Origin of the sequence: Microvirga thermotolerans (assembly GCF_009363855.1) — a bacterium.
GTDB lineage: Bacteria > Pseudomonadota > Alphaproteobacteria > Rhizobiales > Beijerinckiaceae > Microvirga > Microvirga thermotolerans.
This window is the reverse complement of the sequence record NZ_CP045423.1, coordinates 2,020,545-2,035,855: the sequence shown is the minus strand read 5'-3', so window position 1 is coordinate 2,035,855 and position 15,311 is coordinate 2,020,545. Positions and strand designations below refer to the sequence as shown.

At 69.9% G+C, this 15,311-nt stretch carries 14 protein-coding genes; 9 read left to right on the top strand and 5 right to left on the bottom strand.

Annotated elements, in window-relative coordinates; all coding sequences use genetic code 11:
- The 7 genes from trpE to lexA all read left to right on the top strand — a co-directional run bounded on the left by trpE (nt 1) and on the right by lexA (nt 6,592).
- The gene (gene trpE / locus GDR74_RS09420) at nt 1-1,521 is read left to right on the top strand and encodes an anthranilate synthase component I (protein WP_152586071.1); all 1,521 of its coding nucleotides are present in this window, start codon (nt 1-3) and stop codon (nt 1,519-1,521) included.
- Nucleotides 1,522-1,579: 58 nt separating this feature from the next.
- Nucleotides 1,580-2,209 carry an anthranilate synthase component II gene (locus GDR74_RS09415; protein WP_152587716.1) on the top strand — a complete coding sequence of 210 codons (630 nt, stop codon included), beginning with the start codon at nt 1,580-1,582 and terminating at the stop codon, nt 2,207-2,209.
- 7 nt (nt 2,210-2,216) lie between these two features.
- Nucleotides 2,217-3,230, top strand: coding sequence for an anthranilate phosphoribosyltransferase (gene trpD / locus GDR74_RS09410; RefSeq protein ID WP_152586070.1), 1,014 nt, complete (start codon nt 2,217-2,219; stop codon nt 3,228-3,230).
- 14 nt (nt 3,231-3,244) lie between these two features.
- Nucleotides 3,245-4,045: an indole-3-glycerol phosphate synthase TrpC gene (trpC, locus tag GDR74_RS09405; protein WP_152586069.1), complete on the top strand. Its 801-nt coding sequence runs from the start codon at nt 3,245-3,247 to the stop codon at nt 4,043-4,045.
- Nucleotides 4,042-4,518, top strand: a complete 477-nt coding sequence (gene moaC / locus GDR74_RS09400; protein ID WP_152586068.1) for a cyclic pyranopterin monophosphate synthase MoaC — start codon at nt 4,042-4,044, stop codon at nt 4,516-4,518. The genes trpC and moaC overlap by 4 nt, the downstream gene beginning before the upstream one ends.
- Before the next feature lie 10 nt (nt 4,519-4,528).
- Nucleotides 4,529-5,773, top strand: a complete 1,245-nt coding sequence (locus GDR74_RS09395) for a molybdopterin molybdotransferase MoeA (protein ID WP_152586067.1) — start codon at nt 4,529-4,531, stop codon at nt 5,771-5,773.
- Between the two features lie 108 nt (nt 5,774-5,881).
- On the top strand, nt 5,882-6,592 hold the full coding sequence (gene lexA / locus GDR74_RS09390; RefSeq protein WP_152586066.1) for a transcriptional repressor LexA: 711 nt from the start codon (nt 5,882-5,884) through the stop codon (nt 6,590-6,592).
- Here lexA and GDR74_RS09385 read toward each other — a convergent pair.
- A complete protein-coding gene (locus tag GDR74_RS09385) occupies nt 6,570-8,855 on the bottom strand; it encodes a ComEC/Rec2 family competence protein (protein WP_152586065.1) in 2,286 nt (761 codons plus the stop codon). The two genes, lexA and GDR74_RS09385, sit on opposite strands and share 23 nt — an antisense overlap.
- 139 nt (nt 8,856-8,994) lie before the next feature.
- Here GDR74_RS09385 and gltX point away from each other — a divergent pair, with 139 nt between their 5' ends.
- Together gltX and gltA are read left to right on the top strand one after the other, a co-directional pair.
- A complete protein-coding gene (gene gltX, locus GDR74_RS09380) occupies nt 8,995-10,425 on the top strand; it encodes a glutamate--tRNA ligase (protein WP_152586064.1) in 1,431 nt (476 codons plus the stop codon).
- 167 nt (nt 10,426-10,592) lie between these two features.
- Entirely contained in the window at nt 10,593-11,885 is a 1,293-nt protein-coding gene (gene gltA, locus GDR74_RS09375; protein ID WP_152586063.1) for a citrate synthase, read from the top strand.
- A 99-nt stretch (nt 11,886-11,984) separates the two neighbouring features.
- Here the strand turns inward: gltA and lpxB are convergent, their stop codons facing one another.
- Genes lpxB through fabZ form a run of 4 tightly spaced genes read right to left on the bottom strand, consistent with a single transcriptional unit; the run spans nt 11,985 to nt 15,304 of the window.
- Nucleotides 11,985-13,175, bottom strand: a complete 1,191-nt coding sequence (gene lpxB / locus GDR74_RS09370; RefSeq protein ID WP_152586062.1) for a lipid-A-disaccharide synthase — start codon at nt 13,173-13,175, stop codon at nt 11,985-11,987.
- Nucleotides 13,168-14,034 (bottom strand): LpxI family protein, encoded by an 867-nt coding sequence (locus tag GDR74_RS09365; RefSeq protein ID WP_152586061.1) that lies wholly within the window; start codon nt 14,032-14,034, stop codon nt 13,168-13,170. The genes lpxB and GDR74_RS09365 overlap by 8 nt, the downstream gene beginning before the upstream one ends.
- The gene (lpxA, locus tag GDR74_RS09360) at nt 14,031-14,840 is read right to left on the bottom strand and encodes an acyl-ACP--UDP-N-acetylglucosamine O-acyltransferase (RefSeq protein WP_152586060.1); all 810 of its coding nucleotides are present in this window, start codon (nt 14,838-14,840) and stop codon (nt 14,031-14,033) included. Before lpxA ends, GDR74_RS09365 begins: the two co-directional genes overlap by 4 nt.
- Nucleotides 14,840-15,304 (bottom strand): 3-hydroxyacyl-ACP dehydratase FabZ, encoded by a 465-nt coding sequence (gene fabZ, locus GDR74_RS09355; RefSeq protein ID WP_152586059.1) that lies wholly within the window; start codon nt 15,302-15,304, stop codon nt 14,840-14,842. The genes lpxA and fabZ overlap by 1 nt, the downstream gene beginning before the upstream one ends.
- Nucleotides 15,305-15,311: the final 7 nt, after the last annotated feature.

Below are 15,311 nucleotides of genomic sequence, written 5' to 3'. Positions count from 1 at the left end.
ATGGCCGTCACGCCCGATTTCGAGACCTTCGCCCGAGCCTATGACGGCGGGCGGGCGGGGGTGCTGCGCGCGACCCTCGTCGGCGACCTGCTGACGCCGGTCGCGGCCTTCCTCAAGCTCCGGCACGGCAGGGGGGGACCTGCCTTCCTGCTCGAATCGGTCGAGGGCGGCGCGGTCCGGGGCCGCTTCTCCATGATCGGACTGGACCCCGACCTCGTCTGGCGCTGCGAGAACGGCGCCGCGTCCGTCGACCGGAAGGCCCTGGACCGCGAAGGGCGCTTCGAGCCCGACCCGCGCCACCCCCTCGAAAGCCTGCGCGCACTCATCGCGGAGAGCGCCCTGCCGTTGGGCAACGATCTTCCGCCCATGGCGGCGGGCCTTTTCGGCTATCTGGGCTACGACATGGTCCGCCTCATGGAGCGGCTGCCGGAACCCAACCCGGACGTGCTGAAGGTTCCCGACGCGGTGCTCGTCCGCCCCACCGTCATGGTCGTGTTCGATGCGGTGAAGGACGAAATCTCCCTCATTACCCCCGTGCGGCCGCAGGCGGGCGTTTCCGCGAGAACCGCCTACGAATCGGCCCTGTCCCGACTGGACGAGGTGGGCCTCGCCCTCGACGCTCCCCTGCCGGTCGAGGACCGGACCGACCCCGCCGCCGTCCGTTTCGAGCCTCCGGTTTCGAACACGACGCCGGAGGAGTTCAAGGCCATGGTCGCCCGGGCCAAGGAATACATCCGCGCCGGCGACATCTTCCAGGTGGTGCTGTCCCAGCGGTTCGAAGCGCCGTTTCCCCTCCCCGCCTTCGCCCTCTACCGGTCCCTGCGCAGGGTGAACCCGGCCCCGTTCCTCTGCTATCTCGACTTCGAGGACTTCCAGATCGTCTGCTCCTCGCCCGAGATCCTGGTGCGGGTCCGGGACGGCAAGGTCACGATACGCCCCATCGCGGGAACGCGCCCCCGCGGCGCCACCGCGGCGGAGGACCGGGCGAACGCGGAAAGCCTCCTCGCCGACCAGAAGGAGCGGGCCGAGCACCTCATGCTTCTCGATCTCGGGCGGAACGACGTGGGCCGCGTCTCCACCATGGGTTCGGTCGAGGTGACGGATTCCTTCTTCCTGGAATTCTACAGCCAGGTCATGCACATCGTCTCGAACGTGGAGGGGCGCCTGGATCCGAAGCGCGATGCCCTCGACGCGCTGGTCGCGGGCTTTCCCGCCGGGACGGTCTCGGGCGCGCCGAAGGTGCGGGCCATGGAGATCATCGACGAGCTCGAGAAGCACAAGCGCGGGCCTTATGCCGGCTGCATCGGCTATTTCGGCGCCGACGGCCAGATGGATACCTGCATCGTGCTGCGCACCGCCCTGGTGAAGGACGGGCGCATGGCCGTGCAAGCCGGAGCCGGGATCGTCTACGACTCCGACCCGGACTCCGAGCAGCAGGAATGCATCAACAAGGCCAAGGCCCTGTTCCGGGCGGCGGAGGAGGCGGTGCGCTTCGCCAGCCGCGCGAGGATCGGCCAATGATCGCGGCGGCAACGCTTCCCTTGACCGGGCCCGGCCCATGCGCAAACGTCGTGGCGCCATGACCCGCGTTCTCGTCATCGACAACTACGACAGCTTCACGTGGAACCTCGTCCACCTCGTCGCGCCGCTCGTGACGGAGGTGGAGGTGGTGCGCAACGACGCCGTCACGACCGACGAGGTGCTGGACGCGGCTCCCGACGCCATCGTCCTCTCCCCCGGCCCCTGCACGCCCAACGAGGCGGGGATCTGCCTCGACCTGGTCGAGCGGGCCGGTTCGCGGGTCCCCGTCTTCGGAGTCTGCCTCGGTCTCCAGACCATCGGCCAGGCTTACGGCGGCAAGGTCAGCCGGGCTCCCCTGCCCATGCACGGCAAGGTCTCGGACGTGGAGCATCGCGGCGAAACGATCTTCCGCGGCATCAACGGCCCCTTCAAGGCGACGCGCTACCACTCGCTCATCGTCGACCGGGAGACCTGCCCCGCGGACCTCGCGGTGACGGCGGAGACTGCCGACGGCCTCGTGATGGGGCTCTCCCACCGCTCCCTGCCCGTGCACGGCGTGCAGTTCCATCCCGAGAGCATCCTCTCGGAGCACGGCACCACCATCATGCGCAATTTCTTCGACCTCGCGGCCTCCTGGAACGCCGCTCATCGCCGGGGACGCGACGGCGCTCCCGCTGCCGGACACTGAAACATCCATGGAATCGTTCAAGTCCTACCTCGCCAAGGTCGCCACCGGCGCGTCGCTGACGCGCGAGGAGGCGCGCTCCGCATTCGACGACATTCTCTCCGGCGAGGTCACGCCCGCGCAGAGCGGCGCCTTCCTCATGGCACTGAGGGTGCGCGGCGAAGCGCTGGAGGAGATCGTCGGGGCCGTATCCGCCATGCGCGGACGCATGCTCAGGGTCAACGCGCCCGAAGGGGCCATCGACATCGTGGGGACCGGCGGCGACCATTCCGGCAGCTACAACATCTCCACTCTGGCCGCGATCATCGTCGCGGGCGCGGGCGTCAAGGTCGCCAAGCACGGCAACCGCGCCGCCTCATCGAGATCCGGCACGGCGGACGTGCTCTCCGCCCTCGGCGTGAAGCTCGGCCTCGATCCTCAGGGGCTGGAGCGGTGCCTCGAGGAGGCGGGTCTGTGCTTCATGTTCGCGCAGACCCACCACGCCGCCATGCGTCACGTGGCGCCGGTGCGCGTGGAGCTCGGCACGCGCACGATCTTCAACCTGCTCGGCCCCCTCGCCAATCCCGCTTCCGTCCAGCGTCAGCTGCTCGGTGTGTTCTCCGAGACCTGGCTCGAGCCGCTGGCGCAGGTCATGAAGGAGCTCGGTTCCACCAAGCTGTGGGTCGTCCACGGCTCCGACGGGCTCGACGAGATGACCACGACCGGCCCGACCCACGTGGCGGCGCTGGAGAACGGGACCGTGCGCCGGTTCACGGTGACGCCCGAGGAACTCGGCCTGCCCGTTGCGAGGCCCGAGGACCTCAAGGGCGGCGATCCCGAGCACAACGCCAGACAGCTGCGCGCCGTGCTCGAAGGCGCCCGGATCCCGTACCGCGACGTGGCCCTTCTGAACGCGGCGGCCTCCCTCGTCATCGCGGACGCGGCCTCCGATCTGCGCGAGGGCCTCGAACGGGCGACCCGGTCGCTTGACAGCGGCGCGGCGAAGGCCACCCTGGGACGGCTGATCCAGGTCTCGAATTCCTGAACCGGAGGAAGGGCATGAGCGACGTTCTCGCCCGGATCGAAGCCTACAAGCGCGATGAGATCGCCGCCGCCAAGGCCGCCGTTCCTCCGGCGGAGATCGAGAGGCGCGCGCTTGCGGCTCCCGCCCCCCGAGGCTTCGTCGCGGCCATCGCCCGGCATCTTTCCGAAGGACGCCCCGCGCTCATCGCGGAGGTGAAGAAGGCAAGCCCCTCCAAGGGCCTGATCCGAGCCGATTTCGATCCCCCCTCGCTGGCCCGCGCCTATGCCGAGGGCGGAGCCACCTGCCTCTCCGTCCTCACCGACGAGCCGTCCTTTCAGGGACGGCCGGAATACCTGATGCAGGCCCGCGAGGCATCCGGTCTTCCGGTCCTGCGCAAGGACTTCCTCTTCGATCCCTATCAGGTGTACGAGGCCCGCGCCTGGGGCGCGGACTGCATCCTGGTCATCATGGCGAGCGTCACGGACGCTGAGGCCCGCGCTCTCGTCGAGACCGCGCACAACCTCGGCATGGACGTGCTCGTGGAGGTTCACGACCGCGCCGAGCTCGACCGGGCCCTGCCCCTCGGCACCAGGCTCCTCGGCATCAACAACCGGAACCTGCGCACCTTCGAGGTATCGCTCGGCGTGAGCGAGGAGCTGGCTCCTTCGATTCCCGCCGACCGCATCGTCGTCGGCGAGAGCGGCATCTTCACCCTGCCCGACATCGAGCGCCTCGGGCGCGTCGGCATCCGCGCCTTTCTCGTGGGCGAGAGCCTGATGCGGCAGGCGGACGTGGCGGCCGCGACGCGCCGCCTCCTGTTCGGCGAAGCGGCATGACGACGCTCACCCATCTCGACCCCTCCGGCGCGGCCAACATGGTCGACGTGTCGGAGAAGGAGGTGACGAGCCGCACCGCCATCGCGGAGGGCGTCGTGACGATGCAGCCGGAGACCGTGGCGCTGATCCGCCAGGGCGACGCGAAGAAGGGCGACGTGCTCGGCACCGCCCGGCTTGCGGGAATCATGGCCGCGAAGCGCACCCATGAGCTGATCCCCCTCTGCCATCCCCTCGCCATCTCGAAGGTGGCGGTGGACTGCGTGCTCGACGACGGCCTGCCCGGCGTGCGGGTGACGGCGGAGGTGAAGGTCTCGGGGCGTACCGGCGTGGAGATGGAGGCGCTCACCGCCGTCTCCGTGGCCTGCCTGACCGTCTACGACATGGTGAAGGCGGCGGACCGGACCATGCGGATCGACAACGTGCGCCTGCGCATGAAGAGCGGCGGGCGCTCCGGCACATTCGAGGCGCCGTGAGGAGGCGTCCGTGAGCCTGATCCCCGTCGAGGAGGCCCTTCGCCGGACCCTGGAGAGCGTGCCGGGGCCGGTCGAAGCCGAGCGGCTGCCGCTCGCTGCCTGCGCGGGCCGAACCCTGGCGGAGGACCTCGCCGCCTTTCGGGACCAGCCGCCTTTCCCGGCCTCCGCCATGGACGGGTATGCGGTGCGTAGCGCCGATTGTCCCGAGGCGCCGGCGACGTTGCGGGTGATCGGCGTCAGCGCGGCAGGGCGCCGCTTCGACGGCAGGCTCGGCCCGGGCGAGGCCGTGCGGATCTTCACCGGCGCGCCGATGCCCGAGGGCGCCGACGCGGTCGTGCTGCAGGAGGATGCGGAGGCGGAAGGCGACCGGGTCGTGCTGAAGGAAACGCCGCGCCCGCAGCGGCACGTGCGTCCGGCCGGGCTCGACTTCCGTGCCGGCGACGTTCTCCTCCCCGCCGGGACGCGGCTCGATGCCCGCCGCATCGCCCTCGCGGCCGCCATGGGCCACGGAGCGATCGCCGTGCGTCGCCGCCCGCGCGTCGCGATCCTTGCGACGGGGGACGAGCTCGTCCGCGCGGGCGAGAGGGCGGGCCCCGACCAGATCATGGCCTCCAGCCTTCCCGGAACGGCCGCCATCGTGGAGAAGGCGGGCGGCGAGGCGCTCGACCTCGGAATCGCCCGCGACACCCTCGAATCCCTGGAAGAGCGGATCTCGGCCGCCCGCGCGGCGCGGGCCGACATCCTGGTCACGCTCGGCGGCGCGTCGGTCGGCGAGCACGACCTGGTGCAGAAGGCACTCGCCGGCCAGGGCATGGACCTCGGCTTCTGGCGTGTCGCCCTGAGGCCCGGCAAGCCCCTGATGCACGGCCGCCTCGGCGGAATGCTCCTCCTCGGGCTGCCGGGCAATCCGGTCTCCACCTTCGTCTGCGCGGTGCTGTTCCTGGTTCCGGCGATCCGCGCCCTCTGCGGCGATCCGCAGGCGGGCGCCGACCCGACGGAGAGCGCGATTCTGGGGGCGGACCTTCCCGCCAACGGCGACAGGCAGGACTACATGCGGGCAGCCCTGGCCCTGCGCGAGATCGAAACCGCCGCCGGCCCCCTCGCCGTGCCCGTGGCCATGCCGCACGCGCGGCAGGACTCGTCCATGCTCGGCGTTCTCGGCCGCTCGGATGCCCTCCTCGTGCGCCCGCCCCACGCGCCCGCGGCTGCGGCGGGGGCGCCCTGCCGGATCGTCCGGCTGGACCGTTTCTGCTGAAATCGCGTTCGCGAGCGTAGCCATAGGGTTGCGGAACACAGCAAGAACGGCTAACCTGTTCCCGCTTTGTTTTCAGAATCGCTCCTACCGGAGCAGTAAGGGCCAGCCATGCTGACGCGCAAACAGCACGAATTGCTCCGCTTCATTCATGAGCGGCTGCGGGAGACCGGCATTCCACCATCCTTCGACGAGATGAAGGACGCGCTCGATCTCAAGTCCAAGTCCGGCATCCACCGTCTCATCACCGCCCTGGAGGAGCGCGGCTTCATCCGGCGCCTGCCCAACCGGGCGCGCGCCCTCGAGGTGATTCGCCTCCCCGAGACGGTGAGCGGCGCTGCCGGTCAGAAGCGCTTCACCCCGAGCGTGGTGGAAGGCGGGCTGGCAGGCCGCGCCAAGGCGCCGCCCGCTCCGGCCCCCGCGGCGGAGGAGAAGTCCCGCGACGTCACGATCCCGGTCATGGGCCGGATCGCGGCCGGTACGCCGATCTCCGCGATCCAGAACCGCAGCCACTCGATCACCCTCTCCCACGACTTCCTCAGCCAGGGCGAGCACTATGCCCTCGAGGTCCGCGGGGACTCGATGGTCGAGGCCGGCATCCTCGACGGGGATCTGGTGGTGATCCGCAAGCAGGACACGGCGAACACGGGCGACATCATCGTGGCCCTCATCGACGACGAGGAAGCGACCCTCAAGCGGTTCCGCCGCCGCGGTTCGTCCATCGCGCTGGAGGCTGCCAACCAGGCCTACGAGACCCGCGTCCTCGGCCCCGACCGGGTGAAGATCCAGGGCAAGCTGGTCAGTCTGGTTCGCCGCTACTGACCTCGTCGTCGGGAAGATCCTGCTCCGGAACCGGCCGCGCCGACTGCGGCCGGCTCCGCATGTCCGGAGAGACCGGAGCGGCCGCCGCCCCGGACAGCGGGATCACCTCCCTCCCCTTGCGCACGGACAGGATCTCGACCGCGTTCCCCTCCACGAAACGGAGGGCCGTCGCGCCCCAGGCGGCCAGCACGTCGCGGTCGAGCACGAGCCCGGCGGCGCAGCGGGCAGGGGCCTTGAGCCGGGTCAGGATCACCGACGCGCGGCGGCAGTCCTCCTCGAAGGCCGCCATGTCCTGAACGAAGGCGACCGGACGCCGGCCTGCCGCTTCCACGATGCAGCCGCCCCGGTCGCAGCGGGACCCCTCCCTGAGGGACGGATCGTCCGCACGGCGGGAATCCCCGTCCGCCCGCAGCCATTGCTCCGTGACGAAACTGGAGGGACGTCCCACCAGGACGAGGGCTCCCGACCGTCCGCGAACGGCGGCGCCGGCTCCCTCCCGGTCGACGAAGGCGTCGTAGCGGGCCGGTGCGGCGGCGGCGAGCCCGGCTCCGAGGGGAAGGACCGCGAGCCAGCGCAGGGACGAAGCCGGCAGCGTCATGAGGAGGAGCGCGGCGCTCGCGAGGGCGAAGGCCCCGAGGCTCGGGGCCGGCACCACCAGGGTGGCGCCGCCGATGCCGCCGACCCAGGCCGAGACGTCGAGCACGTGGTTCACCGCATAGCCCATCACCTGCCAGACGGGGCGGTCGAGGCCGAACGGGTAGGCCAGCACGCCCAGCACCGCCGCCGGCATGACGACGACCGAGACGAGGGGCAGCGCCAGCGCGTTGCCGATGAGGCCGTAAGGATTGACCGTCTGGAAATGGTAGGCGGCGAACGGAGCCGTCGCGAGGCTCGCCACCAGGGTCGTCGCGAAGAGGCCGAGGCCGTGCCGCGCGACCCATCGGGCCGCACGGCCGAGGGGCGTGGCGGACGCCCCGTCTCCCGCAAGGCTCTCGCCCATGCGCGAAAGCAGCGGCGCGGCGGCGGTGAGCGCCGCCACGGCGCCGAAGGACATCTGGAAGCTCGGGCCGAGCAGGGCCTCCGGCTCCCGGGCGAGGACCAGGATCGCGGCAATGGACAGGTTGCGGATGCTGAGCGCCGGCCGGTCGGCGAGAACCGCGCCGAACATCACCAGGGTCATGACGAGGGCACGCTCGGTGGCCACGTCGGCGCCGGTGAAGACGCAATAGGCGGCGGCGCCGACCATGGCGGCGAGAGCGGCGATCTTCTTCACCGGCCAGAGCAGCGCAATGGCGGGGATCAGCGCGAGGATCGCGCGCACGAGCCAGAAGAAGGTTCCGGCCGCGAGAACCATGTGAAGGCCCGAGATCGACACGATGTGGTAGATGCCCGCCGCGCGCAGCACGTCGTTGGTGGCCTCCCCGATGAGGCCGCGCTTGCCGGTGACGAGCGCCGCACCGACCCCGCCTGCAGGCCCGCCGATGGCGGATGCGATCCGCTCCGTAAGGGCATTGCGGGCGGCGTCGATCCGGGCGCTCGCGACCAGGGTCCAGGGCGGGCCGGCGGGAGGCTCGACCACCTTCGCCGGTCCGAGCAGGGAGCCGACGGCGCCGATCCGCCGGAAGCGGGCGTCGCGCCCGAAATCGTAGCCCCCGGGCCATGCAGGCTGGGGCGGGGGAAGAAGGCGCGCCTTCGCCTCGATGAACAGGCCGGGCGCCAGCTTTCCGGCATTCTTCGCGCTCACGCGCACGGTGAAGGGCGTCGCCTCCGGCGCGAGCCCCTCGATCCGCGCGACCCGCACCAGGATCCGGCGCCCTTCAGCCCGGTCCTCCACGGACTCGACGAAGCCCGTCAGGGGCGCGATGGTCACGCGGGCGAGGACGGGCGCCGCCACCGATCTCGCCCGCAGGCCGCCTGCCAGGAAGCCCGCATGGATCGCCGCGATCCCGACGAACACGGCAAGCGCGACGGGCCGTTTCCTCAGGCCCCAGGCCAGAGCGGCCGAGAGCGCCAGGCCTGCGAGCGGCGCCGGAAGGCTGGGCTCCTCCGCCTGGAAGAAAAGCAGGATGCCGCACCCGAAGGCGACGGCGATCCAGGGAAAGAGGCGGCGCTGGGCCACCTCGACGGCCAGGGCCCGCCCGGCCCACCCCCGCAGATCCGGCAGGACCGCCGGCGGCGAGAACGCACCCCCGCGCGCCAGCGCGAGCGTCCCGGCGTGCGGGCGCGGCGTCAGGCTTCCCTCTCTTCTGTCCGGTCCGGCCATCGGTGCGGCTTAACGTCGGGGTGGATTACATGGTAGACGACCCCACGTTCCGGCCAAGTCCATCCTGTGGATTCGCGCCGGGCGCTCCCGCGGGCCCGCCCGGCCCGTCATTCGCTTCCTGCCGAGGTTTCCTACGCCGATGACCGTCGTCACCCGCTTCGCCCCGTCCCCCACCGGCTTCCTGCACATCGGGGGTGCGCGCACGGCCCTGTTCAACTGGCTCTATGCGAAGCGGCACGGGGGCAAGATGCTCCTGCGCATCGAGGACACGGACCGCGAGCGCTCCACGGAGGCCGCCATCCAGGCCATCATCGACGGCCTGAAATGGCTCGGCCTCGATTGGGACGGCGACGTGGTCTACCAGTTCTCCCGCGCCGCCCGTCACCGGGAGGTGGCCGAGTCCCTCCTCGCGCAGGGCCGCGCCTATTACTGCTACGCGACCCCTCAGGAACTGGAGGAGATGCGCGAGACGGCCCGCAAGGAGGGCCGCCCCCTGCGTTATGACGGCCGCTGGCGCGACCGGGACCCGTCGGAGGCCCCTCCCGGCGTGAAGCCGGTGATCCGCCTCAAGGCTCCCACCGAGGGCGAGACCGTCGTGGAGGATGCGGTCCAGGGCCGCGTGGTGTGGCAGAACAAGGACCTGGACGACCTGGTCCTGCTGCGCTCCGACGGCACGCCCACCTACATGCTCGCCGTGGTGGTGGACGACCACGACATGAACGTGACCCACGTGATCCGCGGCGACGACCACCTCACCAATGCCGCCCGGCAGACCCAGATCTACCAGGCGCTCGGCTGGGACGTGCCGAAGATGGCGCACGTGCCGATGATCCTGGGTCCGGACGGTGCGAAGCTCTCCAAGCGGCACGGGGCGCTCGGCGTGGAGGCCTACCGCAGCATGGGCTACCTGCCGGTGGCCCTGCGCAACTACCTCGTCCGTCTCGGCTGGAGCCACGGCGACCAGGAGATCTTCTCCACGCAGGAGATGGTCGATGCCTTCGACCTGAAGAACATCGGCCGCTCCCCTGCCCGTTTTGACTTCGCCAAGCTCGAGAACCTGAACGGCCACTACATGCGCCAGACCCCGGACGAGGAGCTGGTGGACGCCCTCGAGCAACTGCTCCCGGAGCTGCAGGGCGACGAGCACCATCTCGGCCGCACCTTCAGCCCGGGCCTGCGGTCGAAGCTCGTCGCCGCCATGCCGGGCCTGAAGGAGCGCGCCAAGACCCTCGTGGAGCTCCTCGACAGCGCCTATTACCTCTACGCCCAGCGGCCGCTCCATCTGGACGAGAAGGCGAAGACCCTCCTGGCCGAGGGCAGGCCCCGTCTCGCCGGGATCGACGCCAAGCTCGAAGCCGTGGAGGACTGGACCGCGGCAGCCGTGGAGGCGGTGGTCCGCGCCCATGCGGAAGCGGTCGGCGCGAAGCTCGGCCAGGTGGCGCAGCCCCTGCGCGCCGCGCTGACCGGGCGGGCGACCTCGCCGGGTCTTTTCGACGTGATGGCGGTGCTCGGCAAGGACGAAACCCTGTCGCGCCTGCGCGACCAGATGAGCGCTGCGCCGGCCGCATAGCTGGCGCACTCGTCTTTAGACGTGCTTGCCCCTCCCCCACGGATAAGCTACCCAACGCCATCCTCCCACCGACCGGCGACCTCGGTTCGGCAGCCTTCAGGAGACCTTCTCCAGTCCCGCGGCTGCACTAGGTTAGGCCCGGCCTCTTGTTGAAAGGGCGAAGACGCATGAGCTCCAATTCCTGCACGCTCAATATTGGCGATAAGTCGGTCGAACTGCCGGTGAAGCATGGCACCATCGGACCGAGCGTCGTCGACATTTCCAAGTTCTACGGCCAGACGGGAATGTTCACCTACGACCCGGGCTTCACCTCGACGGCGAGCTGCGAGTCGAAGATCACCTACATCGACGGCGATGCGGGCGTCCTGCTCTATCGCGGCTATCCCATCGAGCAGCTCGCCGAGCACGGCGACTTCCTCGAGACCTGCTATCTGCTTCTCTACGGAGAGCTGCCGACCGCGGCCCAGAAGGCGGATTTCGACTACCGCGTCACGCGCCACACGATGGTTCACGAGCAGATGAACCGCTTCTTCATGGGCTTCCGCCGCGACGCGCATCCCATGGCGATCATGGTGGCCTGCGTCGGCGCCCTTTCGGCCTTCTATCACGACTCGACGGACATCTCCGACCCGCAGCAGCGCATGATCGCCTCCATGCGGATGATCGCGAAGATGCCGACCCTCGCGGCCATGGCCTACAAATACTCCATCGGCCAGCCCTTCGTGTATCCGCAGAACGACCTCGACTACACCTCGAACTTCCTGCGCATGTGCTTCGCGGTGCCGTGCGAGGAGTACAAGGTCAACCCGGTCCTCTCCCGGGCGCTCGACCGCATCTTCATCCTCCACGCCGATCACGAGCAGAACGCGTCCACCTCGACGGTGCGGCTCGCCGGCTCGTCGGGCGCCAATCCCTTCGCCTGCATCGCGGCCGGCATCGCCTGCCTCTGGGGGCCTGCCCACGGCGGCGCGAACGAGGCGGCGCTCAAGATGCTGGAGGAGATCGGCACGCCCGACCGCATCCCGCAATACATCGCCAAGGCGAAGGACAAGAACGATCCGTTCCGCCTCATGGGCTTCGGCCACCGGGTCTACAAGAACTACGACCCGCGCGCCCGCATCATGCAGAAGACCACCCACGAGGTCCTGAACGAGCTCGGCATCAAGGACGACCCGCTGCTCGACGTGGCCATCGAGCTGGAGCAGATCGCCCTCAAGGACGAGTACTTCCTCGAGAAGAAGCTCTACCCGAACATCGACTTCTATTCGGGCATCACCCTCAAGGCGATGGGCTTCCCCACCTCCATGTTCACGGTGCTGTTCGCGCTGGCCCGTACGGTCGGCTGGATCGCCCAGTGGAGCGAGATGATCGAGGATCCGTCCCAGCGCATCGGCCGTCCGCGCCAGCTCTACACCGGTGCCCCGAAGCGCGACTACGTCACCCTCGCCCAGCGCGGGTAAGGCGGCGTATCCGGGAAGCGACAAAGGGGCCGAAAGGCCCCTTTTTCTTTGGCTGCGCAGGATGTCCCTTGCATGCGCATCGGCGGAGGCCCGCCGGTCTCAAGCCGTGGCCCCGTTGCCCCTGAAGCGCTCCAGCACCTCGGTGACGATCCGGGCGGCCCGTTCGCTCGGCGCTTCGTCGCCGATGCGCATGAGGTCGTCCATGCGGCCGAAGGCTTCGATCTGCCTCCGGCGCTCGGGGGTGTCCGAGAACAGGGGCAGGAGCGCGTCGGCGAGCTTCTCGGGCGTGCAGTCCCACTGGATCAGTTCGGGGATCACGTTCTCCCCGAGCACCAGGTTGGTCAGCACGATGGAGGGCGCCTTGATGAGGTATTTCAGCACTTCCTCGATCTTGGAGACGCGATAGGCCACCACCATGGGCACGCCCGAGAGGCCGAGTTCCAGCGTCACCGTGCCGGATGCCGCGAGCGCGGCATCCGCCTCCCTGAAGGCGGCCCATTTCGCCGCTTCTCCTTCCACGATCTGCGGCTTCACGGTCCAGGTCCCGGCCCTCCGCCGGATCTCGTCCACGAGATGCGGCACGGCCGGGACGGTCACCTCGAAGGGGCGCGGCGAGCGCTGCCTCAGCAGGTCGAGCGCCCGGCCGAAGGGTTCCATCAGCCGGCCGACCTCGGAACGGCGGCTGCCGGGCAGCACCAGGAGCTTGATAGGGCCGTCCGTCGCCCGCCCCCGCTCGCCGGGGTGCGGCCTGATCTCGCCGAGGCGCTCGATCAGCGGGTGGCCCACATAGGTGGTGGGCGGCCCGCCGAGGCGGCGGTGGGCCTCGGGCTCGAAGGGCAGCAGGGCCAGGAGATGGTCCACGTAGGCGCGCATCTTCGGCGCCCGTCCGGGACGCCAGGCCCAGACCGAGGGGCTGACATAATCGACGATGGGGATCCCGGGCGCCCGCGCCCGCACCGCCTTCGCGACCCTGTGGGTGAAATCGGGGCTGTCGACGATGACGAGGAGGTCCGGCTTCGCCGCGACCGCCGCGTCGGCCGTCATCCGGATCCGCCTCAGGATCGTCGGCAGGCGGGCGATGACGGCGGAGATCCCCATGACGGCGATATCCTCCAGGGGGAAGAGGCTCCTGAGCCCCTCCCGCCCCATGGCGTGGCCTCCGACCCCTTCGAACCGGACCCTGTCCGGCCCCAGGCGGGCCCTGAGGGACCGCATGAGCTTCGCCCCGAGCTGATCGCCCGATTCCTCCCCGGCGACCATCCAGATGAGGAGCGGGCTCGAGTCAGTCACGGGGAGGCTCCATCCAGGGGAGATCGACGGCGATCAGGAAGAGGCCATGCGCGTCGGCGAGGCGGAGGGTCTTCTCCTGCTCCAGGATGAGGGTCGATCCTGCCCCCACCGCGATGCCCGACAAACCGGCCCGGGCCGCCTCGGTGACGGTGCGCGGGCCGATGGCAGGCATGTCCACGCGCAGGTCCTGCCCGCGCTTCGCCGCCTTGATGAGCACCCCGCCCTCCCGGCGGCGGCGCAGGCCCAGCCAGGACTGCCGGAAGCCCGCCACCCGGCGCAGCATCCGGTCCGTCCCCTCCGGCCCTTCGACGGCGAGGACATGCCGGCGGGCCACGACGGCGGCCTGGCCGATGTCGAAGGCCGAGAGGGAGGACAGGAGCTCCAGGCCGAAGGCGACGGCTTGCCGGTCGTCCGCATCGGGCGCCCGCTTCCCCCGCAGGGACATGGGGGCGACGAGGCCGGGAGCGAGCTCATGGGCGCCGACGACGCGATACCCGCGCTCCTCCAGCAGCATCACCGCGCCGCGCAGGACCTGGTCGTCCCCCCGGGCGATGACCTCCTTCACCTCCTGGCGGTTGCGCAAGAGCGAATAGGCTCCGAGGAGCGCCGAGAAACCGGGGCGACGCACCGCGCCGACGAGGGCGACGGCCCGGGGGTTCCAGCCCTCCAGGGTCGCCATGATGGTCTTGAGATCGAGCAGATCTGCCGTCGCATCGGCGCGCCGGCGCAGTTCCGGCGCGGCGAAGCCGCGGAACGCCAGGACGCGGCATTCCTGCCCGGTCCGCTCCAGGTGCTCGACCAGCTGGATGGGCAGCTGCCCGGACCCGGCCAGGATCGCGATCGGTCCCGCGCCGGTCATCCGCCGGAACCGACGGGCTCCCGCGGCGTGCAGATCGCCCGGTCCTTGCCCGCGCGGATGAAGTCCAGGATCTCGTGGACGAAGGGATGGCTGTCGAACTCCGCGGCCACGTCCTCGACCCGCTCGGAAAGGGTGCCTTCGTCGGCGAAGAGGAGCCGGTAGGCACGGCGGATGTCGTGGATCTGCTCGCGGGTGAAGCCGCGCCGGCGCAGGCCGACGATGTTCAGGCCCGCCAGGTGCGCCCGGTTGCCCATCGCCATGCCGTAGGGGATGAGGTCGTTCTCCAGTCCCGACATGCCGCCCACGAAGGCATGGGAGCCGACGCGGGCGAACTGGATCACGGCGGAGCCGCCGCCGAAGATCACGTAGTCGCCCACCGTCACATGACCCGCGAGCATGACGTTGTTGGACAGGATGCAGTCGTTCCCCACGCGGGTGTCGTGACCCACGTGGGAATTGGCCAGGAAGGCGCACCGGTCGCCGATGACGGTCTGCATGCCGCCGCCCTCGGTGCCGGGGTTCATGGTCACGCCCTCACGGATCATGCAGTCGGCGCCGATGGTCAGGGTCGACGGCTCGCCGCGGTACTTCAGATCCTGCGGGATATGGCCGATGGAGGCGAAGGGAAAGATGCGCGTGCGGGGGCCGATGGTGGTGCGCCCGGCCACGGCCACGTGGCTGATGAGCTGGCACCCCTCGCCCAGGACCACGTCCGGGCCGACCGTGCAGAACGGGCCGATCCGGCACCCTGCGCCGATGACCGCGCCGTCCTCCACCACGGCGGTGGGATGGATGAAGGTTTCCATCAGTCCATCACCAGCATGGCGCTGACCTCGGCTTCGCAGACGAGGGCGCCGTCCACCTTGGCCTCGCCGCGATACCACCACATGTTGCGGCGGTTGTTGAGCTTCTTCATGTGGAACTCGACCCGGTCGCCCGGCTCGACCGGCTTGCGGAACTTCACCTTGTCGATGGTCATGAAGAACACCTGCTTCGGCTTGGCCTGCTGCGACAGACGCGAAGCCACGCAGATGGCCCCGGCGGTCTGGGCCATGCCCTCGATCAGGTAGACGCCCGGAAAGATCGGCCGCGACGGGAAATGCCCCGTGAACTGGGGCTCGTTGAAGGTGACGTTCTTGATGCCGATGCAGGAATTGTCGCCGTCGATCTCGACGATCTTGTCGACGAGCAGAAACGGGTAGCGATGCGGCAGGAGATCCAGAATCCGCATGATGTCGGCGGTGTGAAGCGTGGTCGGCGCTTCGCTCATGTCATTC